28 protein-coding genes are annotated in these 26118 nt (G+C 63.0%); 14 read left to right on the plus strand and 14 right to left on the minus strand.

The window, feature by feature from the left end; all coding sequences use genetic code 11:
* Positions 1–153: 153 nt before the first annotated feature.
* The 6 genes from nosR to LCU97_RS04790 all read left to right on the plus strand — a co-directional run bounded on the left by nosR (position 154) and on the right by LCU97_RS04790 (position 8021).
* On the plus strand, positions 154–2292 hold the full coding sequence (gene nosR, locus LCU97_RS04765) for a transcriptional regulator NosR (RefSeq protein ID WP_408636353.1): 2139 nt from the start codon (positions 154–156) through the stop codon (positions 2290–2292).
* A 169-nt stretch (positions 2293–2461) separates the two neighbouring features.
* Positions 2462–4381, plus strand: a complete 1920-nt coding sequence (gene nosZ / locus LCU97_RS04770; protein ID WP_232775706.1) for a TAT-dependent nitrous-oxide reductase — start codon at positions 2462–2464, stop codon at positions 4379–4381.
* Positions 4382–4404: 23 nt separating this feature from the next.
* Positions 4405–5724, plus strand: a complete 1320-nt coding sequence (locus LCU97_RS04775) for a nitrous oxide reductase family maturation protein NosD (protein ID WP_232775707.1) — start codon at positions 4405–4407, stop codon at positions 5722–5724.
* Entirely contained in the window at positions 5721–6638 is a 918-nt protein-coding gene (locus LCU97_RS04780) for an ABC transporter ATP-binding protein (protein WP_053150807.1), read from the plus strand. The genes LCU97_RS04775 and LCU97_RS04780 overlap by 4 nt, the downstream gene beginning before the upstream one ends.
* The gene (locus LCU97_RS04785; protein WP_232775708.1) at positions 6635–7465 is read left to right on the plus strand and encodes an ABC transporter permease; all 831 of its coding nucleotides are present in this window, start codon (positions 6635–6637) and stop codon (positions 7463–7465) included. Before LCU97_RS04780 ends, LCU97_RS04785 begins: the two co-directional genes overlap by 4 nt.
* A 28-nt stretch (positions 7466–7493) precedes the next feature.
* Positions 7494–8021: a nitrous oxide reductase accessory protein NosL gene (locus LCU97_RS04790; RefSeq protein ID WP_053150813.1), complete on the plus strand. Its 528-nt coding sequence runs from the start codon at positions 7494–7496 to the stop codon at positions 8019–8021.
* Positions 8022–8091: 70 nt separating this feature from the next.
* Here LCU97_RS04790 and LCU97_RS04795 read toward each other — a convergent pair whose 3' ends face one another.
* From LCU97_RS04795 to LCU97_RS04845, 11 genes are all read right to left on the minus strand, one after another.
* On the minus strand, positions 8092–9588 hold the full coding sequence (locus LCU97_RS04795; protein WP_232775709.1) for a nitrite reductase: 1497 nt from the start codon (positions 9586–9588) through the stop codon (positions 8092–8094).
* Positions 9585–10424, minus strand: coding sequence for a uroporphyrinogen-III C-methyltransferase (gene cobA, locus LCU97_RS04800; protein ID WP_053150820.1), 840 nt, complete (start codon positions 10422–10424; stop codon positions 9585–9587). Before cobA ends, LCU97_RS04795 begins: the two co-directional genes overlap by 4 nt.
* A gap of 37 nt (positions 10425–10461) precedes the next feature.
* The gene (nirJ, locus tag LCU97_RS04805) at positions 10462–11643 is read right to left on the minus strand and encodes a heme d1 biosynthesis radical SAM protein NirJ (protein ID WP_232775710.1); all 1182 of its coding nucleotides are present in this window, start codon (positions 11641–11643) and stop codon (positions 10462–10464) included.
* 23 nt (positions 11644–11666) lie between these two features.
* Positions 11667–12203: a siroheme decarboxylase subunit beta gene (gene ahbB, locus LCU97_RS04810; protein ID WP_232775711.1), complete on the minus strand. Its 537-nt coding sequence runs from the start codon at positions 12201–12203 to the stop codon at positions 11667–11669.
* Entirely contained in the window at positions 12178–12621 is a 444-nt protein-coding gene (locus LCU97_RS04815; RefSeq protein ID WP_053150827.1) for an Lrp/AsnC family transcriptional regulator, read from the minus strand. Before LCU97_RS04815 ends, ahbB (LCU97_RS04810) begins: the two co-directional genes overlap by 26 nt.
* Positions 12614–13126 (minus strand): siroheme decarboxylase subunit beta, encoded by a 513-nt coding sequence (gene ahbB, locus LCU97_RS04820; RefSeq protein WP_232775712.1) that lies wholly within the window; start codon positions 13124–13126, stop codon positions 12614–12616. Before ahbB (LCU97_RS04820) ends, LCU97_RS04815 begins: the two co-directional genes overlap by 8 nt.
* Positions 13119–13580 (minus strand): Lrp/AsnC family transcriptional regulator, encoded by a 462-nt coding sequence (locus LCU97_RS04825; RefSeq protein ID WP_232775713.1) that lies wholly within the window; start codon positions 13578–13580, stop codon positions 13119–13121. The genes ahbB (LCU97_RS04820) and LCU97_RS04825 overlap by 8 nt, the downstream gene beginning before the upstream one ends.
* A 1-nt stretch (position 13581) precedes the next feature.
* Entirely contained in the window at positions 13582–14766 is a 1185-nt protein-coding gene (locus tag LCU97_RS04830; protein ID WP_053150830.1) for a cytochrome D1 domain-containing protein, read from the minus strand.
* Entirely contained in the window at positions 14763–15092 is a 330-nt protein-coding gene (locus LCU97_RS04835; RefSeq protein ID WP_053150831.1) for a c-type cytochrome, read from the minus strand. Before LCU97_RS04835 ends, LCU97_RS04830 begins: the two co-directional genes overlap by 4 nt.
* Positions 15093–15204: 112 nt before the next feature.
* Positions 15205–15516 carry a c-type cytochrome gene (locus tag LCU97_RS04840; protein ID WP_232775714.1) on the minus strand — a complete coding sequence of 104 codons (312 nt, stop codon included), beginning with the start codon at positions 15514–15516 and terminating at the stop codon, positions 15205–15207.
* A 24-nt stretch (positions 15517–15540) separates the two neighbouring features.
* Complete coding sequence (locus tag LCU97_RS04845; RefSeq protein WP_456300294.1) at positions 15541–17220, minus strand: cytochrome D1 domain-containing protein; 1680 nt, start codon at positions 17218–17220, stop codon at positions 15541–15543.
* Positions 17221–17418: 198 nt separating this feature from the next.
* Here LCU97_RS04845 and LCU97_RS04850 point away from each other — a divergent pair, with 198 nt between their 5' ends.
* From LCU97_RS04850 to LCU97_RS04875, 6 genes are all read left to right on the plus strand, one after another.
* Complete coding sequence (locus LCU97_RS04850) at positions 17419–18222, plus strand: CbbQ/NirQ/NorQ/GpvN family protein (RefSeq protein ID WP_232775715.1); 804 nt, start codon at positions 17419–17421, stop codon at positions 18220–18222.
* The gene (locus LCU97_RS04855; protein WP_232775716.1) at positions 18206–18793 is read left to right on the plus strand and encodes a cytochrome c oxidase subunit 3 family protein; all 588 of its coding nucleotides are present in this window, start codon (positions 18206–18208) and stop codon (positions 18791–18793) included. Before LCU97_RS04850 ends, LCU97_RS04855 begins: the two co-directional genes overlap by 17 nt.
* 11 nt (positions 18794–18804) lie before the next feature.
* Positions 18805–19053 (plus strand): cytochrome C oxidase subunit IV family protein, encoded by a 249-nt coding sequence (locus LCU97_RS04860; protein WP_232775717.1) that lies wholly within the window; start codon positions 18805–18807, stop codon positions 19051–19053.
* Positions 19054–19166: 113 nt separating this feature from the next.
* A complete protein-coding gene (locus LCU97_RS04865; protein ID WP_053150849.1) occupies positions 19167–19607 on the plus strand; it encodes a c-type cytochrome in 441 nt (146 codons plus the stop codon).
* Between the two features lie 3 nt (positions 19608–19610).
* Entirely contained in the window at positions 19611–21038 is a 1428-nt protein-coding gene (locus LCU97_RS04870) for a cbb3-type cytochrome c oxidase subunit I (RefSeq protein WP_232775718.1), read from the plus strand.
* A gap of 78 nt (positions 21039–21116) precedes the next feature.
* Positions 21117–22955, plus strand: coding sequence for a nitric oxide reductase activation protein NorD (locus tag LCU97_RS04875; protein WP_232775719.1), 1839 nt, complete (start codon positions 21117–21119; stop codon positions 22953–22955).
* 5 nt (positions 22956–22960) lie between these two features.
* On the opposite strand, the gene LCU97_RS04880 is transcribed toward LCU97_RS04875, so the two are convergent.
* From LCU97_RS04880 to LCU97_RS04890, 3 genes are read right to left on the minus strand one after another with little or no spacing between them, the layout of a single operon-like run.
* Positions 22961–23161, minus strand: coding sequence for a hypothetical protein (locus LCU97_RS04880; protein ID WP_053150858.1), 201 nt, complete (start codon positions 23159–23161; stop codon positions 22961–22963).
* Positions 23158–23841, minus strand: a complete 684-nt coding sequence (locus LCU97_RS04885; RefSeq protein ID WP_232775720.1) for a Crp/Fnr family transcriptional regulator — start codon at positions 23839–23841, stop codon at positions 23158–23160. Before LCU97_RS04885 ends, LCU97_RS04880 begins: the two co-directional genes overlap by 4 nt.
* Before the next feature lie 35 nt (positions 23842–23876).
* Entirely contained in the window at positions 23877–24032 is a 156-nt protein-coding gene (locus LCU97_RS04890) for a hypothetical protein (protein WP_156315928.1), read from the minus strand.
* 394 nt (positions 24033–24426) lie between these two features.
* On the opposite strand from LCU97_RS04890, the gene LCU97_RS04895 reads away from it, so the two are divergent.
* Both LCU97_RS04895 and LCU97_RS04900 read left to right on the plus strand, forming a co-directional pair.
* Positions 24427–25617 carry an NnrS family protein gene (locus LCU97_RS04895; protein WP_232775721.1) on the plus strand — a complete coding sequence of 397 codons (1191 nt, stop codon included), beginning with the start codon at positions 24427–24429 and terminating at the stop codon, positions 25615–25617.
* Positions 25618–25642: 25 nt separating this feature from the next.
* Complete coding sequence (locus LCU97_RS04900) at positions 25643–26080, plus strand: hypothetical protein (RefSeq protein ID WP_371259576.1); 438 nt, start codon at positions 25643–25645, stop codon at positions 26078–26080.
* Positions 26081–26118 lie beyond the last annotated feature (38 nt).

The raw sequence follows: 26118 nt of genomic DNA on the forward strand, positions 1-26118 counted from the left end.
CTGCTCGCGATGAGGGCTGGACATCCACCTCCCTCCCCACAGGTTTAGTTTTTCCAAGTTGATTTCAATCAAGGGCCGGCGAGGGGACGGCGCCTAGCATCATCGCCACGATTCTGCATTCAAGCCCTGGCGTCCATGACCCTTCCCATTGTGATGCTGCACCCGTCCCGCTGCTGGCTTCATGGACTGTTAGCGCTCCTGCTGAGCTTCATGAGTCTCGCCCAGGCCAGGGATTACGGCGAGATCCAGCAACAGCGCATCCACCATGTCCTGAACCAGACCGATACGCTCTCCGCGCCTGAAGGCCCCTTCAAGGTGCGCACGCTGTCCGCCGCGGGCAAGGTCCTGGGTTATGTGTTCCAGAGCCTGGATGTGGTGAACATTCCCGCCTACTCGGGCAAGCCGATCAACGTCCAGGTCATCCTCGATCCCGCCGGCATGATCCTGGATGCCTATGTGCTCGAACACCATGAGCCGATCCTGCTGATCGGCATCGCCGAAGAAAAGCTCCATGGGTTCAGTGCGCGCTACAGCGGTATCAAGGTCAACCAGCGGGTCGTCGTGGGGCACTCCAGCGACCCGGATGCGGTGACGGTGGACGCCATAGCCGGTGCCACCGTGACGGCGATGGTGGTCAACGAAGTGATCATGCGCGCCGCCCATGACGTCGCGGTGTCACTGGGCCTGGTCAAGGGCAATTCCGGGGTGGTCGTGGCGCCGGCCCGGGTGCGTGAAGATACCTATCACACCGCCGACTGGAACACGCTGGTCGGGGATGGCTCGGTGCGGCGTTTGCTGCTGACCCGCGGTCAAGTGGACGCTTCCTTCAAGGGCACCGAGGCCGAGCAGGTCGAAATGGCCAGTGCCGGGCAGGTGGATGACACCTTCATCGACCTGTACGTCACGCACCTGAACCCACCCACCATCGGTCGCAATCTGCTGGGTGAGGTGCAATATCGCACGCTGATGGCCGAGCTCAAGCCGGGCGAGCAGGCCATCGCCGTAATGGGCAGCGGGCGTTATTCATTCAAGGGCTCGGGCTACGTACGCGGGGGCATTTTCGACCGGGTGGTGTTGCGCCAGTTCGGCGACACCATCAGCTTCCGCGATCTGGATTTCCAGCGCCTGGATGATGTGGCCCTCGACGACATGCCGGCGTTCGATGAAATGGCAATCTTCATCATCCGTGCGTCCCACCGTTTCGATCCCGGCTCGCCCTGGAGCCTGGAGCTGCTGGTGCGCCGCCAGACCGGCCCCGTCAGCGGTATCTTCAGCAGCTTCGAACTTGGCTACCAACTGCCTGAGCCGTATCTGGAGCGGCCGTTGCCCACGGCCGCGCAACTGGCGGCGGCCGAGGAGGCCAGCCGCCCCCTGTGGCTGACGCTCTGGTATCAGAAAAGCGTCGAGATCGTCGTGCTGGGGGTGGCCTTGCTGGTGCTCACCGTCATCCTGTTCTTCCAGGATGCGCTGGCCCGCAGGCCGAAGCTGCTGCACTGGGTCCGCCGGGGCTATTTGGTGTTCACGGTGGTGTTTCTCGGCGGCTATGCCCTGGCGCAACTGTCGGTGGTCAATGTGCTGACGTTCGTCCATGCATTGTTCGAAGGGTTTCGTTGGGAGCTTTTCCTCACCGATCCGCTGATCTTTATCCTGTGGGTGTTCACCGCCGCCAGCATTCTGCTGTGGGGACGGGGCGTGTTCTGCGGTTGGCTGTGCCCGTTCGGTGCTCTGCAGGAGCTGATCAACGAACTGGCGCGCCGGTTCAAGGTGCCTCAATACGAACTGCCGTTTGCCGTTCACGAGCGGTTGTGGGCGATCAAGTACATCATTCTGCTGGTGCTGTTCGGTGTCTCGCTGGAGTCCATGGCCACCGCCGAGCGGCTGGCTGAAGTCGAGCCGTTCAAGACCGCCATCACCTTACGGTTCGATCGCCAGTGGTGGTTCGTCGCGTATGCGGCGGGCCTGCTGCTGGTCAATCTGTTTACCCGCAAAGTCTACTGCCGCTACATCTGCCCGCTGGGGGCGGCCCTGGCGATGCCGACGCGCTTGCGCCTGTTCGACTGGCTCAAGCGCCGCAAGGAGTGCGGTAACCCTTGTCAGTTGTGCGCCAGGGAATGCGAGATCCAGGCGATTCATCCCGACGGCCGGATCAACGCCAACGAATGCCACTACTGCCTCGACTGCCAGATGACCTGGCACAACGAAAACAAATGCCCGCCGCTGATCAACAAGCGCAAGAAGCGCGGCAAAGCGACTGCAACCGATCCGCAACTGATTCCCGTGGTGCAACGGTGAAGTTCAACCTGTGGGAGCAAAGCTTGCTCGCGATAGCCAGTCAATACAGTGTCGACTGCCTTGCCCCAATCGCGAGCAAGCTTTGCTCCCACAGGTGTGTGACATCACTGATCGGCATGACCCGGTGACCTGTTCCCTTCGACCGATTCATTCTTGATGGAGCATTAGCATGAACGACAAGACAAACGACACCACCGAGGTGGCGCCAGAACCCAGGGGTGTCAGCCGGCGCAGCTTCCTTGGCACGGGCGCGGTGACGGGCGCGGTGCTGGCCGGCGCCACGGCGCTGGGGGCCGGAACGTTCACCCGCGAGTCATGGGCAGCGGCGGCCAAGGAAGCCAAGTCCAAGATCCATGTCGCGCCCGGTGAGCTGGACGAGTACTACGGTTTCTGGAGCGGAGGCCATCAGGGCGAGGTGAGGGTGTTGGGGGTTCCGTCGATGCGCGAGTTGATGCGCATCCCGGTGTTCAACGTCGATTCGGCCACCGGTTGGGGCCTGACCAACGAAAGCAAGCATATCCTGGGGGACAGCGCCAAATACCAGAACGGCGACTGCCACCACCCGCATATTTCCATGACCGATGGCAAATACGACGGCAAATACCTGTTCATCAATGACAAGGCCAACTCCCGGGTCGCGCGCATTCGGCTGGACATCATGAAGTGCGACAAGATCCTCTCCGTGCCCAACGTCCAGGCAATCCACGGCCTGCGCCTGCAAAAGGTGCCGTATACCAAGTATGTGTTCGCCAACGCCGAGTTCGTGATCCCGCACCCCAACGATGGCCGCACTTTCGACCTGCAAGACAAGAACAGCTACACGATGTTCAACGCCATCGATGCCGAGAAAATGGAGATGGCGTTCCAGGTGATCGTCGATGGCAACCTGGATAACTCCGACGCGGACTACACCGGCAAATACGCTGCCAGCACCTGCTACAACTCGGAGAAAGCCTACGATCTGGGCGGCATGATGCGCAACGAACGCGACTGGGTGGTGGTGTTCAACATTCCGCGGATCGAGGCAGCGATCAAAGCCGGCAAGTTCATCACCCTGGACGGCTCCAAGGTACCGGTGGTCGATGGTCGCAAGACCGATGGCAAGGACTCCGAGTTCACCCGCTACATCCCGGTGCCGAAGAACCCCCACGGGTGCAACACCTCGTCGGACGGCAAATATTTCATCGCCAACGGCAAGCTGTCGCCCACTGTCTCGATGATCGCCATCGACCGCCTGGATGGCCTGTTCGAGGGCCGCTACAAGGATCCGCGCGAGGTGATCGTCGCAGAGCCCGAACTGGGCCTGGGGCCGCTGCACACCACCTTCGATGGACGCGGCAATGCGTACACCACGCTGTTCATCGACAGCCAGGTGGTGAAGTGGAACATGGACGAGGCCATCCGCGCCTACAAGGGCGAAAAGGTCAACTACATCAAGCAGAAACTCGACGTGCAGTACCAGCCCGGCCACAACCACGCGTCGCTGACCGAGACCAGTGAGGCGGACGGCAAATGGCTGGTCGTGCTGTGCAAATTCTCCAAGGACCGTTTCCTGCCCACCGGGCCGCTGCACCCGGAGAACGACCAGTTGATTGACATCTCCGGCGACGAAATGAAACTGGTGCACGACGGCCCGGCCTTCGCCGAGCCCCACGACTGCATCCTTGCCCGGCGGGACCAGATCAAGACCCAGAAAATCTGGAATCGCAACGACCCGTTCTTCGCCCCCACGGTGGAGCGGGCCAAGAAGGATGGCATCAACCTGGAAACCGACAACAAGGTCATCCGCGACGGCAACAAGGTGCGGGTCTACATGACGTCCATGGCGCCGGCCTATGGCCTGACGGAGTTCACCGTCAAGCAGGGCAACGAAGTGACGGTGACCATCACCAACATCGACCAGATCGAGGACGTGTCCCACGGTTTTGTCATGACCAACCACGGCGTAAGCATGGAGATCAGCCCTCAGCAAACCTCATCCATTACCTTCACCGCCGACAAGCCTGGCCTGCACTGGTACTACTGCAGCTGGTTCTGCCACGCCCTGCACATGGAAATGGTCGGGCGCATGCTGGTTGAAAAGGCCTGAGTCGGCCGATCCGGGAGGTTGAAATGGCCGGGAACAAGCGACGATTTACGAGCGACGTTCGGCAACCGGTCATTGCGCTGGTGCTCTGGCTGGTGTCCGGTGGCGTGCTCGCGGCGCCACAGCCGATCACTGACCTGCCTCTGCAGGCCGACGGCGAGCTGCATTGGCGCTTGCCTGCCGGCCACTACCAGGGCTCTTTCAGTGTCGATCAATCCATGACCCTCATCTGTGAACCGGGAGCAGTATTCCGGGGGCCGGGCGAGGGTAATGGCCTGACTATCCGGGCAGCGCATGTTCAGGTCCAGGGCTGCACGTTTCTGGATTGGGGCCATGACCTGACGGCCATGAATGCCGCCGTATTCATTCAGCCTGCCGCACAGGGCGCGGTGATCAAGGGGAACCGTATGCAGGGGCAGGGCTTCGGCATCTGGGTCGATGGCGCACGAGACGTCAGCCTGATCGACAACGTTATCCAGGGTGACCCGAGCCTACGTTCTCAGGATCGTGGCAATGGCATTCATCTGTATGCCGTCCATGGTGCCCGGGTCATCGGCAACCAGATACGCGAAACCCGTGACGGCATCTACATCGACACATCCAGTGGCAACCTGCTCCAGGGCAATACGCTGGAGGATTTGCGCTACGGCGTGCATTACATGTTTGCCAACGATAACCGCCTGTTGGGCAATACCACCCGGCGTACCCGTACCGGGTACGCCTTGATGCAGAGCCGCCAACTGACGGTGATCGGCAACCGCTCCGAACAGGACCAGAACTACGGGATCCTGATGAACTACATCACTTATTCGACCTTGCGCGACAACGTCGTCAGCGACGTACGCGACGGGTCCACCGGCGACACCATGATCACTGGCGCCGAGGGCAAGGGACTGTTCATCTACAACTCCTTGTTCAACCGCATCGAAGGCAATCGCTTCGAGCGCAGTGCTCTGGGCATCCATCTGACCGCCGGTTCGGAGGACAACCGCATCGTCGGCAATGTCTTTGCCGGCAACCAGCGCCAGGTCAAGTACGTAGCCACGCGCTTGCAGGAATGGTCGGCGGATGGGCGCGGCAATTATTGGAGCGACTACCTCGGCTGGGATCGCAATGGCGATGGCCTGGGCGACGTGCCCTATGAACCCAACGATAACGTCGACCGCCTTCTGTGGCGCTACCCGCAGGTACGGCTGTTGATGAACAGTCCGGGGATCGAGCTGCTGCGTTGGGTCCAGCGGGCGTTCCCGGTGATGAAATCCCCAGGGGTAACCGACCGCCATCCGTTGATGGAGCCACCGGTCCTCGCCCCACAACGCAACAGTGCTTCGGAGGACGCATCTTGAACGTCGTCGAGATCGAAGGCGTGAGCCAGCACTACGGGGATGCCACCGTATTGCATGAATTGGACCTGGACCTGGCCCAGGGCGAGGTGCTTGGCCTGTTCGGCCACAACGGCGCGGGCAAGACCACCACCATGAAGCTGATACTCGGTTTGCTGCGGGCCAGTGAAGGCCGGGTGCGGGTGTTCGGCCGTGAGCCCAGCGACTCGACGGTGCGCCGGATGCTCGGTTACCTGCCGGAGAACGTCATGTTCTACCCGCAGTTGAGCGGCCTGGAAACCTTGCAGCATTTCGCCCGGCTCAAAGGGGCGACGCCGGCACAGGTCGAACGCTTGTTGGAAGAGGTCGGGCTGGCGGAGGCGGCGCGACGCAGGGTGCGGACCTACTCCAAAGGCATGCGCCAACGGTTGGGGCTGGCCCAGGCGTTGCTCGGCCAACCGCGCCTGTTATTGCTGGACGAACCCACGGTGGGCCTTGACCCCATCGCCACCCAGGATCTCTACCGGATGCTCGACCGCCTGCGCTGGCAGGGCACCAGCATCATTCTCTGCTCCCACGTCCTGCCGGGCGTCGAGGCTCACATCAACCGTGCCGCGATCCTGACCCGAGGGCGCCTGTTGGCCCTGGGGAGCCTGGATCGGTTGCGTCGGGAGGCGGGGCTGCCGACGCTGATCCGCGCATCGGGTGTCACACGGGCCAGCCAACTGCAAGAGCACTGGCGCAGTGAAGGGCATCTGGCCCAGGGCTGGGGCGCCCAAGGCTTGCAGGTGTCCGCGCCGGACGGCAGCAAACTGGCCTTGCTGCGCCAGTTACTGGCGCAACACAACCCGACGGACGTCGAGGTCAAGCCGCCGTCCCTCGAGGACTTGTACCGGCACTACATGAACGGCGCGGCAACCGGGGAGACCTGTCAATGAACCCGATCTGGAACATGGCCCGCAAGGAACTCAGCGATGGCTTGCGCAACCGTTGGCTATTGGCGATCAGTCTGTTGTTCGCCGCGCTGGCAATCGGTATCGCGTGGCTGGGCGCGGCGGCGTCCGGTCAACTGGGGTTCACCTCGGTGCCGGCGACCGTAGCGAGCCTGGCGAGCCTGGCAACTTTCCTGATGCCCTTGATCGCCTTGCTGCTGGCGTATGACGCGATTGTCGGCGAGGACGAGAGCGGGACATTGCTGCTGTTGCTGACCTATCCGTTGAGTCGCGGCCAGTTGCTGCTGGGCAAGTTCGTCGGCCATGGCCTCATCCTGGCTCTGGCGACGCTGATCGGCTTCGGCTGCGCGATGCTGGCCATCGCCCTGTGGGTCGATGATGTCGAATTGAACCTGCTGCTCTGGGCCTTCGGTCGCTTCATGCTGTCGAGCACGCTGCTGGGCTGGGTCTTCCTGGGACTGGCCTATGTGCTGAGCAGTGTTTCGGCGGAAAAATCCACCGCCGCCGGCCTGGCGCTGGGCGTGTGGTTCTTCTTTGTGCTGGTGTTCGATTTGGTGCTGTTGGCATTGCTGGTGCTGAGCGAGGGCCGCTTTAGTCCGGAGCTGTTGCCGTGGCTGCTGTTGTTCAACCCTGCCGATGTGTACCGGTTGATCAATCTGTCGGGGTTCGACGCCGCCTCCAACGGTGCCTCGGTCATGGCGCTGGGCGGCGACTTGCCGGTGTCGGGGCTGGTGCTCTGGCTTTGCCTCGGGTTGTGGATGGCGGTGCCGTTGTGGTTGGCCTACCGATTGTTCAACCGCCGGTGCCCGTGATTTCTGATGGGTAAGGGAGCATGCAACAATGAACAAGGTGTCCTTTAAGGCGAGTCGGTTCCTGGCCGCAATGTGGGTGTGCCTGGCGATGGTGGGATGTGAAAAAGTGTCCTCATCCAAGGGGACCGAAGCGGCCCTGGCGTTTCACCCCAATGATGAGTGCCACGTGTGCGGCATGGTGATCACTGATTTTCCCGGGCCCAAGGGGGCTGCGGTGGGGGCGGGCGGTGTGAAGAAGTTTTGCTCGCCAGCGGAAATGCTTGGCTGGTGGCTGCAGCCGGAGAACCATCGGGCCGACGTCAAGCTGTATGTCCACGACATGGGGCAAAGCCACTGGAACGCACCGGATGACGCCCACTTGATCGATGCGCGAACCGCCTGGTTCGTCGTTGGCACCGGCCTCAAGGGCGCCATGGGCGTGGTGCTGGCCTCGTTCTCCGATGCTCAGGCAGCCCGGAAACTTGCCGGCGATACCGGCGGGCGCGTGCTGCGTCTGGAAGAGATTGACCAGAAGGTACTTGGACAGGCTTCGGCCATGTCATCGATGAACCACTGACCGGACCCTCCCTGCATCAATGCAAGCTTGCCCACCGCTATTGTGGGCAAGCCTTTCCTTGCGGTGTGTGTCAGTGGGACGTGCCTTCGGCGAATTCGATCTTGTTGCCGACGTTGTACTTGCCCGATGGTTTGTTCATGGGCAGGCGTTTGATTTCCTCCAGTGTCTGGCTGTCGTAGACGATCAGCGCCCCGTCGGTGTCCCAGATGCTCAGCAGCAGGTAGCGGCCGTCACGGGTGAACTCGACATGGGCGGCGGTTTTGCCAGGCATGGGGCGCAGGGTGTGGGCGATTTCCAGGGTCTGTTTGTCGATCAGGTGAATGGCGTCGTTGCCAGGGGCGAAGAACACGTCGGTCCAGGCGTAGCGGGAATTGGCGTGGCTGCGCAGAAAAAAGCCCGGCCCGAGAGTAGGGATCTGCTTGATGACTTTCCAGGTATCGAAATCGATCACCGACACCAGTCCCTTGCTGATGTTGGGCGTGGCGAACAGCCAATGCCCGTTGCGCCGCCAATAGGTCCCCGAACCCAGGTGCGGCATGCCTGGCAGGGCGATGTCGGTGACGACGTGGCCGCTATCGAGGTCGATGACCTGGCCACCCAGGGCCTTGCGTGACGTGGCGAGCAGCTGGCGATAATCGGGCGAGAAGGAGAAGTCATCCAGGTAGTCCTGGACTTTTATACGCCTCGGTACGAAATCCGGGTTCGGCCCGGTGGACAACTCCCAGACCTCCTTCACGTCCTTGAGGGCTACGATGAAGCTGTCGCGCGGTGGGGCGGTGTACACCGCGCTGACGCGGGAGGCTTGGCCATCGTCGCCGAGGGTCTCGATGGTCTTGACCAGCGAAAGGTCGCGGGCGTCCAACACGGCGAGGTTGCCGGGCAGGTAATTGCCCACCAGCACCCAGCGCCCGTCCTTGCTGACGGCCAGGTTGCGGGTGTTGAGTCCGGTGCGTACCTCGGCGATCAGCTTGAGGTTGTGCAGGTCATACAGGCTGACCCAGCCGTCCCGGGACGCCAGGTAGACGAAGCGCCCGTCGGGAGAAAACTTCGGCCCGCCATGCACCGCGAAGTGCGAGGCGAAGCGGGCCAGCACTTCGAAACGGTCCCCATCGACGACATCGACATGATGGTCGCCGGCTTCCACTACGACGAACAGGTTCAGTGGGTCGGCCTTGTGCTGGGGCGTGTTCGGCAAGCTGGCTGAATCCGCCAGCAGGCGGTGGCTGTGGCGGATGTCGTCTTCGTTCCAGGTGGGCTCGACGGCTGGCGGGCGTTGGAGGTAATGGGTCAGGCTGTCCATCTGCGCCGCGTCCAGCACGGTGCCGAATGCCGCCATCTGGCTCGCCGGACGGCCTTTTTCGATCACCTGGCGGATCTCGTCGGGTTTGATCCGGCTCAGGCTCTGGGGCAATAGCGCCGGTCCGGCGCCGCCGATGCGATTCACCCCGTGGCATTGTTGGCAATGTTGCTGATAAGTGCGTTCGGCCAAGGCCATGTCCGGGACGCTCGCTTCGTTGCCATGGGCTGTGCCAATCCACACCAAGGGGGCCAGCCACCAGCGGATCATGGCGCCACCTTCGAGAGTAGCAATTGAGCTCGCACCGGGTGCAGGCACGCCGGATGATGCAGCGGCTGGTGAGCGAACAACCCGACCACCTGACCGATCACGGTCAGCGTGGGCAGGCCGTCGCAGCCCTCCAGCGCCATATCCGGTAACCGCGCCAGGGTCCCGCGCAGCACCTGCTGGTCGGGGCGGGTGCCGTTGCAGATCAGTGCCGCGGGGGTGTCCGCCGCCAGCCCGGCGGCCATCAGCCGCGTGGCAATAGTGCCCAGGTTCGACAGCCCCATGTAGAACACCAACGTCTGGCTGTCGTCCGCGAGGCTTTGCCAGGGCAGGTCCAATTCGCCGTCGTGTTGCAGGTGTCCGGTGATGAAGCGGCAAGAGTTGACCAGGTCGCGGTGCGTTAGCGGAATACCGGCATAGGCACTGCACCCGGCCGCGGCGGTGATGCCGGGCACCACCTGGCAATCGATGCCACGGGCCAGCAGGTATTCCAGCTCTTCGGCGCCGCGTCCGAAGATGAACGGGTCGCCGCCCTTGAGCCGCACGACCCGTTGCCCCTGGTCGGCGAGGTCGGCCAGCAGCTCGTTGATCTGCGGCTGGGGGAGACTGTGGCAACCGGCGGCCTTGCCCACGTAGTGCCGGGCGCAGGTCAGCGGAACCAGGCCGAGCAGTTGCGGGCTGATCAAGCGGTCGTAGACCACCGCGTCGGCCTGCATCAACAGGCTCCAGGCGCGCAGGGTCAACAGACCGGGATCACCGGGGCCGGCGCCGACCAGGGCCACTTCCCCGGGTCTGAAGGGTGATTGCAGGGCCGCGGGCAGAACGATGGGGGCAGGCATTGGGACTTCCTTGGTTCGGTAACGGGTTCGCCGTCGGTTATCGGGCACAGGGCATCGCAACGCTGGGGATCGCGTGCAGGCCGATTTCTTCATCGAGCAGGTGGCAGCCGGGGTCCTGGCCCCACAGGTCTCCCTCGGCCCAGGCGCGGGTGCGGGTGTTGCCGTTGCAGATCGCCAGCCAACGGCACTGTCCGCAGCGCCCCCCCACGGTTCGAGGGTGTTCGCGCAGTTTCATCAGCAGGGCATCGGGGCGTTCGAACCAGAGGGTGCGAAACGGCGTGCGCCGTACGTTGCCCACCGAGTGCTGCCACCAATACGTGTCGGGATGGACCTCGCCGGTATTGTCGATATTGGCGATGCCGCACCCCGAGGCGTTGCCGCCCCAGGCCCGCAGCAACTGCTCCAGGGTGCCGGCGTGTTGGGGCAGGTGGCGGGCGACCCAGTGCAGCAGCAGGATCGCATCGGCGTCGTTGTTGCCGCTGACGAAGTCGCTGTCGCGCCCTTGCTCGATGTCGTCCCAGGCTCGCTGGAAAATCAGCGTCATGGCCTCGCGGCTCATCTGCTGATGGGCATCGAGCTTGCGACTGCGTTTGCCCCGACCGCTGTAGTTGAGGTGCGACAGGTAGAACTTCTGCACGTCGTTCTCGCGCATCAAGGCCAGCAACTGGGGCAGCTGGGCATGGTTTTGTTGGGTGAGGGTAGTGCGCAGGCCGACCCGGATCCCGTGCTCGCGGCACAGCTTGATGGCGGCCATGGAGCGGGCAAAACTGCCCTTGAGCTGGCGGAACGCATCATGGGTCGCCTCAAGGCCATCGATGCTGATGCCGACGTAGTCGAACTGCGCGGCGTGGATCTGCCCGATGTTGTCCGGGGTGATCAGCGTACCGTTGGTGGACAGGGCAAGGAAGAACCCCTTGTCGCGGGCATAGGCGCTGAGCTGGAACAGGTCCTCGCGCAGCAGGGGCTCGCCGCCGGACAGGATCAGCACCCGCACGCCGGCGTCATGCAATTCATCGATCACCTTGAGCGCCGCTTCTGTGTCCAGCTCGTCGCGGAAAACGCTGTCAGCCGAAGTGGCGTAGCAATGTTTGCAGGTGAGGTTGCAACGTCGCAGCAGGTTCCAGATCACCACCGGTGCCCGCAGGCTGCCCGGGGACGCGACACGCGGGGCGGGGCAATGACCTGCCAGGGCACGCAGGTAGTGGCTGATCCTCAACATAAACACTCCTTGTCCTCATGGGATTAGCGCACGCCGGGTGGCAGGCGCAGGCCGGTCTTTTTCAGGATGCGACTGCTCACCAGCATGTCGTCGGCTTCGCAAGCGCCGCCCAGCAGGTAACGCAAATGGTCGCGGTAGCGGTCGATTTCTTCGCGGCTGCGGCCGTGCACCATGGCGAACAGGTTGTAGCGCCAGCCGGGCCGACGCGGGCGGCGATAGCAGTGGCTGACAAAGGGTTGCGCCCCCAGCAGTGCGCCGAGGCGCGGCATGTCAGCGTCGGATACATCCCAGACCGTCATGCCGTTGTGGCGAAAGCCCAGGCGGTAATGGTTGGGGACGGCGGCGATGCGGCGAATGGCGCCTTCGGCCTGCAACTGCTTGAGCAGCTCGAGGGTCGCGTCCACGTCCATCCCCAATTGCTCCGCGAGCCAGGCCCAGGGGTCTTCCACCAGGGGCAGGCCGGCCTGGGTCAGCGCTACCAGTCGCCGCGCCGCGGGTGTTTCGTCCAGCCGTGTGGACGTTTGCAGCGAAGCATCAGACCGGAAAATACAGGCCGACATGGTAGGTCTCCTCCTTGGGCAGGTTCAGCGGCACCAGGCCGGTGAGGCGTTCGATGCGCAGCAGGGTGTCGGTGATCGCCTGTTCGCTGGTGCAGGCGAGCACGAACCACATGTTCCAGGTGTGTTCGCGACGGTAGTTGTGGGCCACTTCGGGCATGCCCGCGAGCAGCTCGGCGATGGTGTCGAAGCGCGGTTCGGGCACTGCCAGCGCCGCCAGGGTGAACGCGCCGCCCAGGCGATCGATATCAAACATCGGGCCGAAACGGGTGAGCACGCCGTCGTTGAGCAGCTCGTGCAGGCGGTCGAGCAACTCGGTACTGCTGCTACCCAGCTCATGGGCCAATGCCCGCCAGGGATGACGCACCAGCGGCAGGCCCAGTTGCAGGCGGTTGATCAGTTGGCGGTCCAGCTCATCCATGGAGAACGGCTCCAGCCGGTGGGGCGAAGCGTCCGCCGCATTGCTTGAACAGATGGGAGCTGAACAGCAGCTCGTGGGGCAGGTCGTCCAGTAGATGGTGTTCGAGCAGGGCCTGCACCTGGGCTTCCACGCGATCGCGCTGACGGCCATGAATCATGCAGAACAGGTTGTACTGCCATTGGGGCAGGCGTCGTGGTCGCTGGTAGCAAAGGCTGATCCCCGGCGCTTGCCCCAGACGTCGTCCCACTTCATCGACCAAGGCGTCCGGCACGTCCAGTACCAGCATGGCGTTGGCAGCGAAACCCAGGGCCCGGTGGTTGACCACCAGGCCGACGCGACGGAACAGACCTTGTTCATGCCATTGCTGCACCTGGTCGAGCACCTGCTGTTCGCTCGCATCGATTTGCCCGGCCAGGTCGTGGAACGGGCGCGGCGTCAGGGGTAGGCCCGTCTCCAGCAGGCGGCGCAGGGCCAGGGCTTGTTGCTCATTCAAGGCGTTATTCATGGGGAGCCTCCAGTGGGAAACCCAGATCAATGCGGTAGGCGCTCAGCATGGGCAGGTCCAGGGGCGTGAGGCCGGTGTCTTTTTCCAGCTCTTGTAGGATGTTGTCCAGGTGCGCGCGGTTGGGACCGGTCAGCACGAACCACAGGTTGTAGCGATGTTCCCGTGCATAGTTGTGATTGACCTCGGGGTACTGGCTGACACGGTGTGCCACGTGATGCAAACGATCGACGGGCACCGCCAGGGCCGCCAGGGTGCTGGCCCCGGCCCGGGTGTGTTCGAACACCGGGCCCACCCTCGACAGGCTGCCGGCCAGTTGCAGGTGTTGCAGGCATTCGAGCACTTGAGCCTCGGTGCAACCCAGGGCGTCGGCCATGGCCCGGTAAGGTTCGGCGCACAATGACAGGCCATGCTGGAAGCGATCGATCAGGCGGCGGGCGAGCGAGGTACTGGACATATCAATACCCCGGTTTATGCGCACGGCTGCTGAAGAAAATGCCGCTGGGGCTGAGGGCGGGCAGGGCGCCCAGGCGCTCGACCCGGTACGGATCCCATACCTGTACCTCGCCACCATCCCGGACCGACAGCCACACCTGGTCGCCCCGTGCGGTGAACTCCATGTGCAGCACCGCGGGCCCTGGTTTCAGGTCGGCGACGATGGCGTGGGTCTGGGTGTCGATAACCTGGACGCGGTCATTGTCCGGGTAGGCGAAGTTGACCCACACCTGACGGCCATCCGGCCTGGCCGTGACAAACACCGGTTGGCCGGCGACGGCAATGGCGTCGACCGGCTGCCAGTTGCGGGCATTCATCACCAACACCTGGTGATGACCGACGGCGGGGACGAATGCTTGCTGGTCGGCCAGGGCCCAACCTTCCAGGTGAGGCATCTTGTACACCGGCAGCCGGGCCTCGCCACGTCCGTAATGCCCGAGCACGCGTTTCACGCCCCGTTCAGGATGCCAGAGATCGAGTTGCGCCATGCCGTCCTCACCGAACAGCCCGGCCATGTAATAGCGGCCGTCCGGGGTGATCAGTGCGTCATAGGGTTGTTGGCCGATGGCGGTGAAACGCTCGATGCGCGGTGCTGGGCCCTGGCTGAAATCGGCGATCCAGATTTCGCCGGTGTCGAACAGGCTGAACACGAAGCGTTGTCCCGGCGCGTCCACCAGACCCACCACCCGAGAACGCTTGTGACCGTCAGGCAAGGGGGTGGCGGGAATATCGGCGATTGGCTCCAGGGTCCGGGCATCGAACACCTTGACGCCGCCGGGTTCGTAGTTGGAAACGGCGATCAGCTTGCCATCCTGGCTGATCGCGCCGCCGATGCTGTTGCCACCCTGGATGATCCGGCGCTCGATCCGCGCAGTCAGCAGGTCGACCTTGCTCAACCCGCCATCGCGGCCGAACACATAGGCGTAGCGTTGGTCGCGGGAGAACACCACCGAAGCGTGGGACAGATCCCCCAGTCCGTCGACGCGGGCAAGGGCGGTGCGGGTGTCGCTCTCGATGATTTGCACGCTGCCGGTGGCGCGCTCCACCACCACGCCCAGGTCGCCGGTGCCGCGCAGCGGGGTCTGGGTGCAGCCGTAGAGCAACAGGGCGATGGCGGTCGAGGTCAGTAAGGCGCGGATGCGGATCATGAGGCAGGTTTTCCTTGCAGAAGCCGGTCCACCAGCCAGCGGATATCGTCGGGTCCCAACAGGGCTGCCCAGCCGGGCATGGCGCTGCCGGGGCGTCCCTGGGTGACGGTGGCGATGAGACTGTCGCGGGATTTGCCGGCCAGTGCCTGCGGTGTCAGCGACGGGCCGAGGCCGCCGGTCAGGTACAGACCGTGGCAGGCGCCGCAGTCCTGGTCCAGCAAATGCTGGAGTTGAGCCTGGCGCTGGCTGTCGGGCGCGGCCAGTACCGAGGTGCAGAAGAGCAGGAGGAAGGCGCCCATCCGGTGTGCAGAGCTGTGTCGTTCCATGACGCCTCCTGATCGAAATTTTCGCGCCTCTCCAGAAAGAAGCTTTATCAGTGAAATGGAGTTATCAGTGGCGAGGGAATTTATCCCCGCGCCACCGGGTTCCGTGCCTGGGCTATTTGAGACTCAACACCCACGCCGCCAGTACCTTGGCTTCCTCTTCCGTCACCGGGTTGGCCGGCATCGGCATCGGGCCCCAGTTACCTTGGGTGCCCTCCTTGATGTGCTTGGCAAGCACGTCCTGTGCCCCGGGGACGTTGGCGTTTTTTGCCGCGACATCCTTGAGCGCCGGACCCACCACCTTGGTGTCAATGGAGTGGCAGGCCGCGCAGGGCTTGCTCTTGAACAGCGTCGGGCCGTCTTCGGCCAGGGCCGGTTGCAGGCTGGAGACAGCGCTCAAGGCCAGTGCGATCAGAATAGGCTTCATGGTTTTTCCTCTTATTGATGGAGCTCAATAGATGTCATGTTGGGTGTTGTAGACGTTGAATTTGCCGGTCGGGGTGATCAGGCGCTTGTCCTTGATCACGTCCTTGACCTTGAGGGTCTTGTCGTCGATCACCACCAGCGCCGACTCGTCTTCCTGACCGCTCCAGACCGAGAACCAGACCTCATCGCCGGCCTTGTTGTACTCCGGCTGCACCACGCGCAGCGCGCCTTTCTTGATGCCCGCATACTCGGCAATCGGCAGCACGGTGTAGCCGGCGTCGAGCTTGTCGATGTTGAACACCGCCACCGATTGGCTGAGCTTGGCATCGGGGCTGAGGGTGGTGTCGACGTACAGGTGGCGTGACTGCGGATGGGTCTTGATGAACAGCGAACCGCCGCCCTGGCCCTGGAGCGAACCCACCTGTTTCCAGGCGTATTGCGGGTGCTTGACCGGGTCGGTGCCAATCAGCGAAACCCCGGCGTCACCCAAGTGGCTGGTGGCCCAGACCGGTCCGTAGAGTGGGTGATTGAAGTTGGCGCCGCGTCCCGGATGCGGGGTCTTGCCGACATCCACCAGGGCGGTGAGCTTGCGCTCCTTGGAGTCGATCACCGCGACCTTGTTGGAGTTGTTGGCCGCCGTCATGAAGTAGCGGTGGCTGCTGTCCCAACCGCCGTCATGGAGGAACGGCGCCGCGTCGATACTGGTGATGGTGAGGTTCTTGATGTCCTGGTAATTGACCAGCATTACCTTGCCGGTTTCCTTGACGTTGACGATGAACTCCGGCCATTCGTGGGACGCGATGATGGCGGCGACCCGCGGTTCGGGGTGGTACTGCTGGGTGTCGACGGTCATGCCGCGGGTGGACACGATCTGCTTGGGCTCCAGGGTCTCGCCATCCATGATGGTGAACTGCGGCGGCCAGTAGGAGCCGGCAATGGCGTACTTGTCTTCATAGCCCTTGAACTTGGAGGTCTCCACCGAGCGGGCTTCGATGCCCACCTTGATCTCCGCGACCTTGGTCGGTTCTTTCGGCCACAGGTCGATCATGTCGATCTTGGCGTCGCGACCGATGACCAGCAGGTAGCGTCCCGAGGCGGAAATACGGGAAATGTGCACCGCATAACCGGTGTCGATCAGCTTGACGATCTTCTTGCTGTCGCCGTCGATCAGGGCAATCTTGCCGTCGTCGCGCAGCGTCACCGAGAACAGGTTTTGCAGGTTCAGGGAGTTGAGTTGCTTGCTCGGCCGGTCCTGCGGCTTGACCAGCACTTTCCAGGTCTTGAGGGTTTCGGCCATGCCCCATTCCGGCGGCGTCGGCGGGGTGTGCTGGATGAACTTGGCCATGACCGTGATCTGGTCCTTGGTCAGGGCATTGGAGGTGCCCCAGTTCGGCATGCCGGCGGCCGAGCCGTAGGTGATCAGCGCTTCCAGATAGGCCTGGCCGCGCGCCTGAGTGATGTCCGGCGTCAATGGCTTGCCGGTTGCGCCCTTGCGCAGCACGCCGTGGCAACCGGCGCAGCGCTGGAAGTAGATTTCCTTGGCCGCGTCGAAATCGGCCTGGCTCAGGTCCGGCGCGCCTTCGGTCTTGACCATGCGGGGCTGTTCCGGGGCGGCGGGTTGGTCGGCGAAGGCGTGGGGTGCAGCCAGCGCGGTACACAGCGCCGTGACACTCAAGATCCACGATTTTTTGTGGCTGATCAGCATTCCATTTCTCCTCAGGCATGACCCGCGCTGCGCTGTAATGGAGGTTCGGCGCGCAGGTTCCGGGTGCGATGCAAGGCTATTCCCTGGCCGCTGGTAACCCGCTTGACGTCGATCAAGTTTGCCCGCCGAGCGCCTTGCCAGGTTGTCGCAGGGCACCGTAGCGTGAGCGGCAATCGTATTGCTCGCGAAGGTCATTCAATGAACCCAAGTCTCTCTCTCCAGCAGCCGGACGAACCCTTCTACCAGTCCCGGGACAACGAGCCGGCGTTGTTCGAACAGGCCTGGCGCCACGGCATGCCGGTGCTGATCAAAGGCCCGACAGGCTGTGGGAAAACCCGTTTCGTCCAACACATGGCTCACCGCCTGAAGCTGCCGCTGTACACGGTGGCGTGCCACGATGACCTGAGCGCCGCCGATCTGGTCGGTCGGCACCTGATCGGTGCCCAGGGCACCTGGTGGCAGGACGGGCCACTGACCCGTGCGGTGCGCGAGGGCGGTATCTGTTATCTGGATGAGGTGGTCGAAGCGCGTCAGGACACAGCGGTGGTATTGCACCCGCTGGCGGACGACCGTCGTCAGCTGTATCTGGAGCGCACCGGCGAAGTGCTCCAGGCGCCGCCGTCCTTCATGTTGGTGGTGTCCTATAACCCCGGTTATCAGAACCTGCTCAAGGGCATGAAACCCAGCACCCGCCAACGTTTCGTGGCGATGCGCTTCGACTATCCGGCGCAGGCCGATGAAGAGCGTATCGTGGCTCGCGAAGCCAACGTGGACATGGTCCTGGCGGCCCAGGTGGTACGGCTCGGACAGGCGCTGCGTCGGCTCGATCAGCATGACCTGGAGGAAGTCGCTTCCACTCGCTTGCTGATCTTCGCGGCGCGCATGATCGGTGCCGGCATGGATCCGCGTCAGGCCTGCCTGGCATGCCTGGCCGAGCCCTTGAGCGACGATCCGCAGACGGTTGCAGCGCTGATGGATGTGGTCGATGTCCACTTCGGCTGACACCACGATCGACACCCGGCGACATCTGCCGGGTGACCTGGCGATGTGGTTTTTCATCCTCGCCGAGCTGTCGGTGTTCGCCTTGCTGATGCTGGCATTCACGGTTGCCCAGGCATTGTATCCGCAGACCTTCAGCGAAGGCCGGCAGTGGCTGGACCGCTCCACTGGCCTGGCGATGACCCTCAGCCTGCTGACCGCCGGGTTGTTCGCGGCGCTGGCCCAGGAACAGGTCCGTCTCGACCGACCCCGCCGGGGCGCGTTGTACTTGTGCCTGGCGCTGCTGTCGGCCAGCGGCTATGTCGCCATCAAACTCACGGAATATGCCCACCTCTCGGCCAGCGGCCTGGGCCTGGAACACAGCACCTTCTTCACCTTGTACTGGATTCTCACGGCGTTCCATTTCTTGCACGTGCTGCTGGGCATGGTGATCCTCGGCTGGCTGGCCGAAGGCTGCCGTCGACATCGCTACAGGCCCCAGCGCTGCAGTGGATTGGAGTCCGGCGTGTTGTACTGGCACATGGTGGACCTGGTGTGGGTGGTGCTGTTTCCGCTGGTCTATATCCTCGATTGAGTGAGTTCAACATGTCGACTTCCCGTCTCCTGATCGCTTGCTGGATGGCCCTGGCAATGCTCAGCGCCGGCACCGTGGCGTTGGGGCAAGCCAACGCCACCGGATGGGCCACCTTCGCCTTGTTGACGGTCGCCGTGGCCAAGGCCTGGCTGATCGCCGACGGCTTCATGGAACTTCGCCGTGCGCCACGCTTGTGGCGGTGGCTGGTGCTGAGTTGGGCAGTGATGCTGGCAGTCGTGATCGGCGCAACATTGCCATAAGGCAAATTCACCCTGATACCCCACCAAAACCATCGGAAATTCTTGATCGCCATCAAGCGGTTCCAGACCCCTCGCTTCCTAGAATGAACACGCCAAGCAATGAGGAAGTGACCATGTCAGATACCTTCACCAAAGGCATGGCCAGGAATATTTATTTCGGGGGAAGCGTGTTCTTTTTCCTGATATTCCTGGCCCTGACCTACCACACGGAACAGACCTTTCCAGACCGTAGCAACCAGGCGCAATTGACCGAATCGGTGATTCGCGGCAAGGGCGTCTGGGAGCGCAACAACTGCATCGGCTGCCATACGCTGCTGGGCGAGGGCGCTTACTTTGCGCCGGAGCTGGGCAACGTGGTCAACCGTCGCGGCGGCGAGGAAGCCTTCAAGCCTTTCCTCCAGGCCTGGATGAAAATGCAGCCCCTGGGCGTTCCGGGACGGCGGGCCATGCCGCAATTCAACCTGAGCGAGCAAGAGGTCGACGACATTGCCGAGTTCCTCAAGTGGAGCTCGAAAATCAACACCAATGGCTGGCCGCCAAACAAGGAGGGCTGAGAGATGAGCATGGCTAACCCGCATCTGAAATTCGCCTCGCAAGCCGTCGCCAAACCGTACTTCGTATTCGCCCTGATGCTGTTCCTGGGGCAGGTGTTGTTCGGCTTGATCATGGGGCTGCAATACGTGGTGGGCGATTTCCTCTTCCCGCTGATTCCCTTCAACGTGGCCCGCATGGTCCACACCAACCTGTTGATCGTCTGGCTGCTGTTCGGCTTCATGGGCGCGGCGTACTACTTGGTGCCGGAGGAGGCGGACCGCGAACTGCACAGCCCGAAACTGGCGCTGCTGTTGTTCTGGGTATTCGCGGCGGCCGGGGTGATGACCATCCTGGGCTACCTCTCGGTGCCCTATGCCACGCTGGCGAAAGTCACCGGCAACGATTTGCTGCCGACCATGGGGCGCGAGTTCCTGGAGCAGCCGACGATTACCAAAATGGGCATCGTGGTGGTGTGCCTGGGCTTTCTCTACAACATCGGCATGACCCTGCTCAAGGGCCGCAAGACCACCGTCAGCATGGTCATGATGACCGGCTTGATCGGCCTGGCGGTGTTCTTCCTGTTCTCTTTCTACAACCCGGAAAACCTCGCTCGCGACAAGTACTACTGGTGGTGGGTGGTGCATCTTTGGGTCGAAGGCGTCTGGGAGTTGATCATGGGCGCGATGCTGGCCTTCGTGCTGATCAAGGTCACCGGCGTGGACCGTGAAGTGGTGGAGAAATGGTTGTACGTCATCATCGCCATGGCGCTGATTACCGGGATCGTCGGTACCGGTCACCACTTCTTCTGGATCGGCGCGCCCGAGATCTGGTTGTGGGTTGGCTCGATCTTCTCGGCGATGGAACCGCTGCCGTTCCTGGCGATGGTGGTATTCGCCTTCAGCATGGTGAAGAACCGTCGTCGGCAACACCCCAACCGTGCCGCCACGCTGTGGGCCAAGGGCACCACGGTCACTGCGTTCTTCGGCGCGGGCGTCTGGGGTTTCCTGCATACCCTGGCACCGGTCAACTACTACACCCACGGCTCGCAACTGACGGCGGCCCACGGCCACCTGGCGTTCTATGGCGCCTACGCGATGATCGTGATGACGCTCATCAGCTACGCCATGCCGCGTTTGCGCGGTCTGGGCGAGGCGGCGGACGAGCGTTCCCAGCGGTTGGAGATCTGGGGCTTCTGGCTGATGACCCTGTCGATGGTGATGATCACGTTGTTCCTCACCGCGGCCGGTGTGGTCCAGGTATGGCTGCAGCGTTGGATGGCGGATGGCAGTGCCATGCCCTTCATGGCGACCATGGATCACTTGAAACCGTTGTTCTGGGCACGTTTGCTCAGCGGTGTCGGGTTCCTGCTGGGGTTGCTCTGCTACCTCCTGAGCTTCAGGCAGCGTGGTCGCGCAACACAACGTGTTCCGGTGGCAGTGGTGTCGTCGTGAGCACTGGCCGTTGAATGAACAGTGGCGAGGGGCGCAATCCCTTCGCCACACAGGTTTCGTTCGAACAGGAGGACAAGCATGGCATTCACCCTGGAGCTGGAAGAATGGGTCGGCAGTGTCTGGCACCGTTTCATCACCCGGCGCGCCAGCGCGGATTTTCCTGAGGCGCGGGTGGAGCTGATCCCCCGGCAACGCGCCTTGCAAGTGCTGTTTCGCGCCACCGGCGGTGCCCGGCACCTGGGTGTGGAAGCGGTCAGTGATCGTGAGCTTTTGCTGCGCCGTAACCTGTTGCAGCAGATCGCCGGTACCTGCAAGCAGATGCCGCTGGCCTGGTGCGATGGCGACAATCTGCGATTGCCGGCGAGCCTGGCGGCGTTTCCCGACGTCGGGCTGAACGAGGAGCTTTATCGCTGGCTCGCCTTGCTGGCGGCGCAATCGGGGCCCATGAAGCACTGGGGCCGTGATAACCAGCGTTGGACCCTGGCGCTGTTGCGGCGCTACCCGGCGCTGCGCCCGCGTTATCGGCGCCTGGTGGAGGCGCATTTGTCCCTTCGTCCCGACTCGGATTCATTGAGTTCGGCCGAAGCCGCGTTGGAGCGAGCGCTGTGCCAGGCCCTGCGCGAGCCGGGCAGTGTCGAGCATTTTCCCCGTAGCGAGCGAGCCGCCTGGCCGTTGCCGCTATGGCTGTATCCGCCTCGTCACTTGAGCAACCCCCAGGCCGCCAGCCTGGAGGATTCCGAGCAATACCTCGCGACGCCACCGGGCGAGCAGCAGGGTGGTCGCAAGCGCGCCGAGCGTATCGACGAAACCACCCGTGACGGTGGGTTGCTCATCGTTCGCCTGGAGAACCTGTTCAGTTGGACCGAACACGTGGATCTGGATCGCTGGTCGGACGATAGCGAAGATCCGGACGCCGCCCGGGTGGCTGAAGACCTGGACCAATTGACCCTGTCGCGCACCCGGTTGCGCAAGGGCGGCGGGTTGAAACTGCACCTGGACCTGCCGCCCGCCGACGTGGATGACATCCCATTGGGCGAGGGCATCTTGTTGCCGGAATGGGACTACCGAAAGCAACGCCTCCAGGCGGATTTCGTCAGTTTGCAGGCCTTCATTCCCCGGGACTGCGAACCTCAGCCCCTGCCGCCACGCCTGCGTGCTCCAGCCCAGCGGTTGCGTCGCCAGTTCGAGCACCTGCGCAACGATCGCCAGTGGCTGCGTCAGCAAACCCAGGGTTCGGAACTGGATCTGCAAGCCTGGCTGGACTTTCATGTCGAACGCCAGCAAGGCCCCTGCAGCGAGCGGGGCCTGTTCATGGAGCAGCGCCAGACCCGTCGCGACCTGGCCTGCCTGCTGTTGGCGGACCTGTCGATGTCCACCGACGCCCACCTCAACGACGAACACCGAGTGATCGACGTGATCCGCGACAGCCTGTTGCTGTTCGCCGAAACACTGTCGGTACTTGGGGACGATTTCGCCTTGTACGGGTTTTCGTCCTTGCGGCGCCAGCAGGTGCGCCTGCATGAACTCAAGGCGTTCAAGCAGCGTTATGACGACCACACCCGCGGCCGCATCCAGGGGCTCAAGCCCGGTTACTACACGCGCATGGGCGCGGCAATCCGCCAGGCCACGCAGCAGTTGGCGAGCTGCAAGCGACGGCGCAAGTTGTTGCTGCTGCTCAGTGACGGCAAGCCCAACGACCTGGATCGCTATGAAGGGCGCTACGGCGTGGAGGACACCCGCCAGGCGGTGTTGGAAGCCCGACGCCAGGGGCTGACGCCGTTCTGCATCACCATCGACCGCGAAGCGGGGGATTATCTGCCTTACATGTTCGGGGCCAACGGTTACACCTTGATCCGTCAGCCCGAGCAATTACCGCTGCGGTTGCCGCAGTTGTACCGGCAACTGACCCAGGACTGAGGTGTTCAGACCATGTTGCGCGGCAACCAGAAAAACATCGCAACGCAAAAGACCGTCAGCCCCACACAGAACCAGGTGAAGCGTCGCAACCGGCGTTCTTGCGCCAGTGCCGCTTCGGTCGGCAGGGGCATGCCGCACTGGCGGCATTCGGTTTCATTCACGGGATTGGCCTGCTGGCAGTACAGGCAGGTGGGCTGCGGACTCATTCGAACTGCTCCAGGCGCGGGCGATCGAGAATGGCGATGTGGCGACCGTCCTGGGTGATGATTTTCTCGTCGATCAGGCGCCGGATGATCCGCGAAAAGGTTTCCGGCTGGATGGACAGGTGCCCGGCGATCAACTGTTTGGCCATCGGCAGTTCGAATTGGCTTTCCACGGGGTGCAGGCGCACCAATTGCGTCAGCAGGTAGCGTACCACGCGGTGGGTGGCGTTCTTCAGCGACAGGGTTTCGATCTCGTTGACCCGCTGGTGCAGGCGCACGCACAGCTTGCCGAGCAGGGCGAAGGTCAGCCGGCTGTTGCTCTGCAAGAGGCGCAGGTAAGTGGCATTGGACAAGCGATATAACTGGGTCGGGCCGACGGCTTCAGCCGACGCCACGTAGTTGGGCGTGTCCATCAGCATCATGGCTTCGGCGAAGGTCTGGCGCTCGCCGATCACTTCGAACACTTTCTCCTGGCCGTCCGGCGTCAGCCGGTAGATCTTCACCGCCCCGGCGATCACGAAGTAAAACGCCTGGGCCGGTTCGCCCTGGCGGAACAGCGGGTCGCCCTTGTCGATGTTCAGCAGTTGGCTGGTACCCATCAGTTCGTCGAGCTGTTCTTCGTTGAGCGGTTCGAACAAGTGATGGCTGCGCAGAATCTGGTGATGGACGCGGTGGAGCACCATGGCGTGGATCCTTGTTTGGGCAAAGGGAAAAGGGTTCAGACGAGGCTCAGGGACAAGCCGCTGGCGAGCGCCACAACGCAGGACAGCAGGACGAACCAGGTAAGCGGCAAGACGACGTGTTTCATGGCAACTTTCATGGCAACCCCGTGGGAAAGAATCGTGTTCTCCTGCCAGAGCAAGAGATGGGCCATGGCTGTGGCCCTTATGTTTGGGCGCCTGCGGCCGATCAGGGTGATTATGACCCTGGCAAGACAGGGTCATAATCACCCTGAAAGGGTGATAAATACCCCAATGCCTCTGTGTGTAGGGCCTGTGGGAGCAAAGCTTGCTCGCGATGGCGGTGGGACATTTCCATCGATGCTGAGCGTGCCGGCGCTATCGCGAGCAAGCTTTGCTCCTACAGGGGTAAGGGCCGGATGTTCCGCGACGCATTTCGGCAAGCCCCTTGCAAGGCCCGATGCAAGGCGATTCGCCGATGGGCTTGTTTGATCTGAGACAAGGTCTGTTCGTGTCGATAGCCGATCATTCGGACCCTGTTGATCTTCATCAACAGGACGGCACCGCGAAGCGGTAAAGGAGTGAGGTATGCAAGTGCTCGATCGTCGCAAGGCCATGGCCATTCCGCCGCTGTGGCGCCTGGCGTTCCGGCCGTTTTTCCTGGCTGGCTGTGTGCTTGCCGTGTCGGTCATACCGCTGTGGCTGGCGGTGTTCGGTGGTCAACTGTCTGCCTGGCAACCGGCGGGAGGCTGGCTGGCCTGGCACCGTCATGAATTGTTGTTCGGCTTCGGTCTGGCGATCATCGCCGGGTTCCTGTTGACGGCCGTGCAGACCTGGACCGGCACGCCGGGGCTCAGTGGCAGGCGCCTGGCGGCGTTGGCGCTGTTGTGGCTGGGGGCGCGGCTGGCCTGGTTGGTCAATGCGCCGTGGGCGTTGCTGATGGTGTTGGAGTTGGGTTTCGCCGTGGCGGTCGCGGTGGCGATGGGTGTCACGTTGTGGCGTGTGCGGCAGAAGCGCAATTATCCGATTGTGCTGGTTTTGCTGTTGTTGGCCGCGGCGGATGGATTGTCCGTCTACGGGCTGGTGCAGCACGACGAAGGCTTGCAGCGCCAGAGCGTGTTGACGGGCCTGTGGCTGGTGGCGGCGATGATGGGACTGATCGGCGGCCGGGTGATCCCGTTCTTCACCCAACGTGGACTCGGTCGGGTAGAGGGCGTTGCCCCTTGGCCATGGCTCGACCGGCTGTTGCTGGCGGGTTCGGCGGCGGTAGCGCTGCTGTATGCGTTCGGGCCGGCGTTGACCGCCAACCTTGGATGCGGCCTGCTGTTCGCTGCACTGGCGCTTGGGCATGGGATCCGGCTGGTGCGTTGGCATGACCGGGACTTGTGGCGGGTGCCTTTGCTGTGGTCGCTGCACCTGGCCTATGCATGGTTGGTGCTGGCTTGTCTGGGCATGGCGCTCTGGCATTTCGGCGCGCCGTTGAACCCGAGCCTGGCCGTGCACAGCTTGACCATCGGCGCCATGGCCGGCCTGATCCTGGCGATGATCGCCCGCGTCAGCCTGGGCCACACCGGGCGACCGCTGGAACCGCCGGCGGGCATGACCCTGGCGTTCATCCTGCTCAACCTGGCCTGCCTGAGTCGCGTATTGCTGGTGACGTTCTTCCCGCTGGCCGCGTTGTGGCTGGCAGGGTTGTGCTGGACGCTGGCGTTCGGGCTCTATGCCTGGCGATACGGTCCGATGCTGGTGAGGTCACGGGTGGATGGACATCCGGGATGAACCGACTGCGCGCAGGTGATCGATGATGTACGGGATTGTGCTGGTCACGCATCTGTTGGCGGCGATTGCCTTCATCGGTACGCTGTTTTTCGAAGTGTTTATCTGGCATGCCGCCCGCAGGTCGTTGGCTCAGGACGCCCGGGAGGCTGCCGACCAGGCCATCGCCAAGCGGTCGCGGCATGTGCTGCATGGCGTGGTGCTGGTGCTGTACAGCGCCGGGATCGGTCTGGCCTGGCAGCATCGCGGTGCGTTGAGCCAGCCGTTGAGCAACAGCTTCGGCCTGCTGCTGAGCCTGAAGATACTGCTGGCGTTGAGCATCATCGGGCACTATCTGTTGCTGGCTTACTGGCTGACCCAAGGTCGGTTGAGTCCGGGGCGGGCCTGCTGGCTGCGGCGCAGCATTCTTGGGCACATGGTGCTGATCGTGGTGTTGGCGAAGGGGATGTTCTATTGGCAGTTTTAACCGCTGATCCTGTGGGAGCAAAACGCTGTGGGGGTATA

The organism is Pseudomonas uvaldensis (genome assembly GCF_021271205.1).
GTDB classification, from domain to species: Bacteria; Pseudomonadota; Gammaproteobacteria; order Pseudomonadales; family Pseudomonadaceae; genus Aquipseudomonas; species Aquipseudomonas uvaldensis.

What these genes read in the sequence shown, in the direction of transcription:
- nosR (WP_408636353.1), top strand. Translation starts at nt 154, where the DNA reads ATGCTGCACCCGTCCCGCTGCTGGCTTCATGGACTGTTAGCGCTCCTG.
- nosZ (WP_232775706.1), top strand. Translation starts at nt 2,462, where the DNA reads ATGAACGACAAGACAAACGACACCACCGAGGTGGCGCCAGAACCCAGG.
- LCU97_RS04775 (WP_232775707.1), top strand. Translation starts at nt 4,405, where the DNA reads ATGGCCGGGAACAAGCGACGATTTACGAGCGACGTTCGGCAACCGGTC.
- LCU97_RS04785 (WP_232775708.1), top strand. Translation starts at nt 6,635, where the DNA reads ATGAACCCGATCTGGAACATGGCCCGCAAGGAACTCAGCGATGGCTTG.
- LCU97_RS04790 (WP_053150813.1), top strand. Translation starts at nt 7,494, where the DNA reads ATGAACAAGGTGTCCTTTAAGGCGAGTCGGTTCCTGGCCGCAATGTGG.
- LCU97_RS04795 (WP_232775709.1), bottom strand. Translation starts at nt 9,588, where the DNA reads ATGATCCGCTGGTGGCTGGCCCCCTTGGTGTGGATTGGCACAGCCCAT.
- cobA (WP_053150820.1), bottom strand. Translation starts at nt 10,424, where the DNA reads ATGCCTGCCCCCATCGTTCTGCCCGCGGCCCTGCAATCACCCTTCAGA.
- nirJ (WP_232775710.1), bottom strand. Translation starts at nt 11,643, where the DNA reads ATGTTGAGGATCAGCCACTACCTGCGTGCCCTGGCAGGTCATTGCCCC.
- ahbB (WP_232775711.1), bottom strand. Translation starts at nt 12,203, where the DNA reads ATGTCGGCCTGTATTTTCCGGTCTGATGCTTCGCTGCAAACGTCCACA.
- LCU97_RS04815 (WP_053150827.1), bottom strand. Translation starts at nt 12,621, where the DNA reads ATGGATGAGCTGGACCGCCAACTGATCAACCGCCTGCAACTGGGCCTG.
- ahbB (WP_232775712.1), bottom strand. Translation starts at nt 13,126, where the DNA reads ATGAATAACGCCTTGAATGAGCAACAAGCCCTGGCCCTGCGCCGCCTG.
- LCU97_RS04825 (WP_232775713.1), bottom strand. Translation starts at nt 13,580, where the DNA reads ATGTCCAGTACCTCGCTCGCCCGCCGCCTGATCGATCGCTTCCAGCAT.
- LCU97_RS04830 (WP_053150830.1), bottom strand. Translation starts at nt 14,766, where the DNA reads ATGATCCGCATCCGCGCCTTACTGACCTCGACCGCCATCGCCCTGTTG.
- LCU97_RS04835 (WP_053150831.1), bottom strand. Translation starts at nt 15,092, where the DNA reads ATGGAACGACACAGCTCTGCACACCGGATGGGCGCCTTCCTCCTGCTC.
- LCU97_RS04840 (WP_232775714.1), bottom strand. Translation starts at nt 15,516, where the DNA reads ATGAAGCCTATTCTGATCGCACTGGCCTTGAGCGCTGTCTCCAGCCTG.
- LCU97_RS04845 (WP_456300294.1), bottom strand. Translation starts at nt 17,220, where the DNA reads ATGCTGATCAGCCACAAAAAATCGTGGATCTTGAGTGTCACGGCGCTG.
- LCU97_RS04850 (WP_232775715.1), top strand. Translation starts at nt 17,419, where the DNA reads ATGAACCCAAGTCTCTCTCTCCAGCAGCCGGACGAACCCTTCTACCAG.
- LCU97_RS04855 (WP_232775716.1), top strand. Translation starts at nt 18,206, where the DNA reads ATGTCCACTTCGGCTGACACCACGATCGACACCCGGCGACATCTGCCG.
- LCU97_RS04860 (WP_232775717.1), top strand. Translation starts at nt 18,805, where the DNA reads ATGTCGACTTCCCGTCTCCTGATCGCTTGCTGGATGGCCCTGGCAATG.
- LCU97_RS04865 (WP_053150849.1), top strand. Translation starts at nt 19,167, where the DNA reads ATGTCAGATACCTTCACCAAAGGCATGGCCAGGAATATTTATTTCGGG.
- LCU97_RS04870 (WP_232775718.1), top strand. Translation starts at nt 19,611, where the DNA reads ATGAGCATGGCTAACCCGCATCTGAAATTCGCCTCGCAAGCCGTCGCC.
- LCU97_RS04875 (WP_232775719.1), top strand. Translation starts at nt 21,117, where the DNA reads ATGGCATTCACCCTGGAGCTGGAAGAATGGGTCGGCAGTGTCTGGCAC.
- LCU97_RS04880 (WP_053150858.1), bottom strand. Translation starts at nt 23,161, where the DNA reads ATGAGTCCGCAGCCCACCTGCCTGTACTGCCAGCAGGCCAATCCCGTG.
- LCU97_RS04885 (WP_232775720.1), bottom strand. Translation starts at nt 23,841, where the DNA reads ATGGTGCTCCACCGCGTCCATCACCAGATTCTGCGCAGCCATCACTTG.
- LCU97_RS04890 (WP_156315928.1), bottom strand. Translation starts at nt 24,032, where the DNA reads ATGGCCCATCTCTTGCTCTGGCAGGAGAACACGATTCTTTCCCACGGG.
- LCU97_RS04895 (WP_232775721.1), top strand. Translation starts at nt 24,427, where the DNA reads ATGCAAGTGCTCGATCGTCGCAAGGCCATGGCCATTCCGCCGCTGTGG.
- LCU97_RS04900 (WP_371259576.1), top strand. Translation starts at nt 25,643, where the DNA reads ATGTACGGGATTGTGCTGGTCACGCATCTGTTGGCGGCGATTGCCTTC.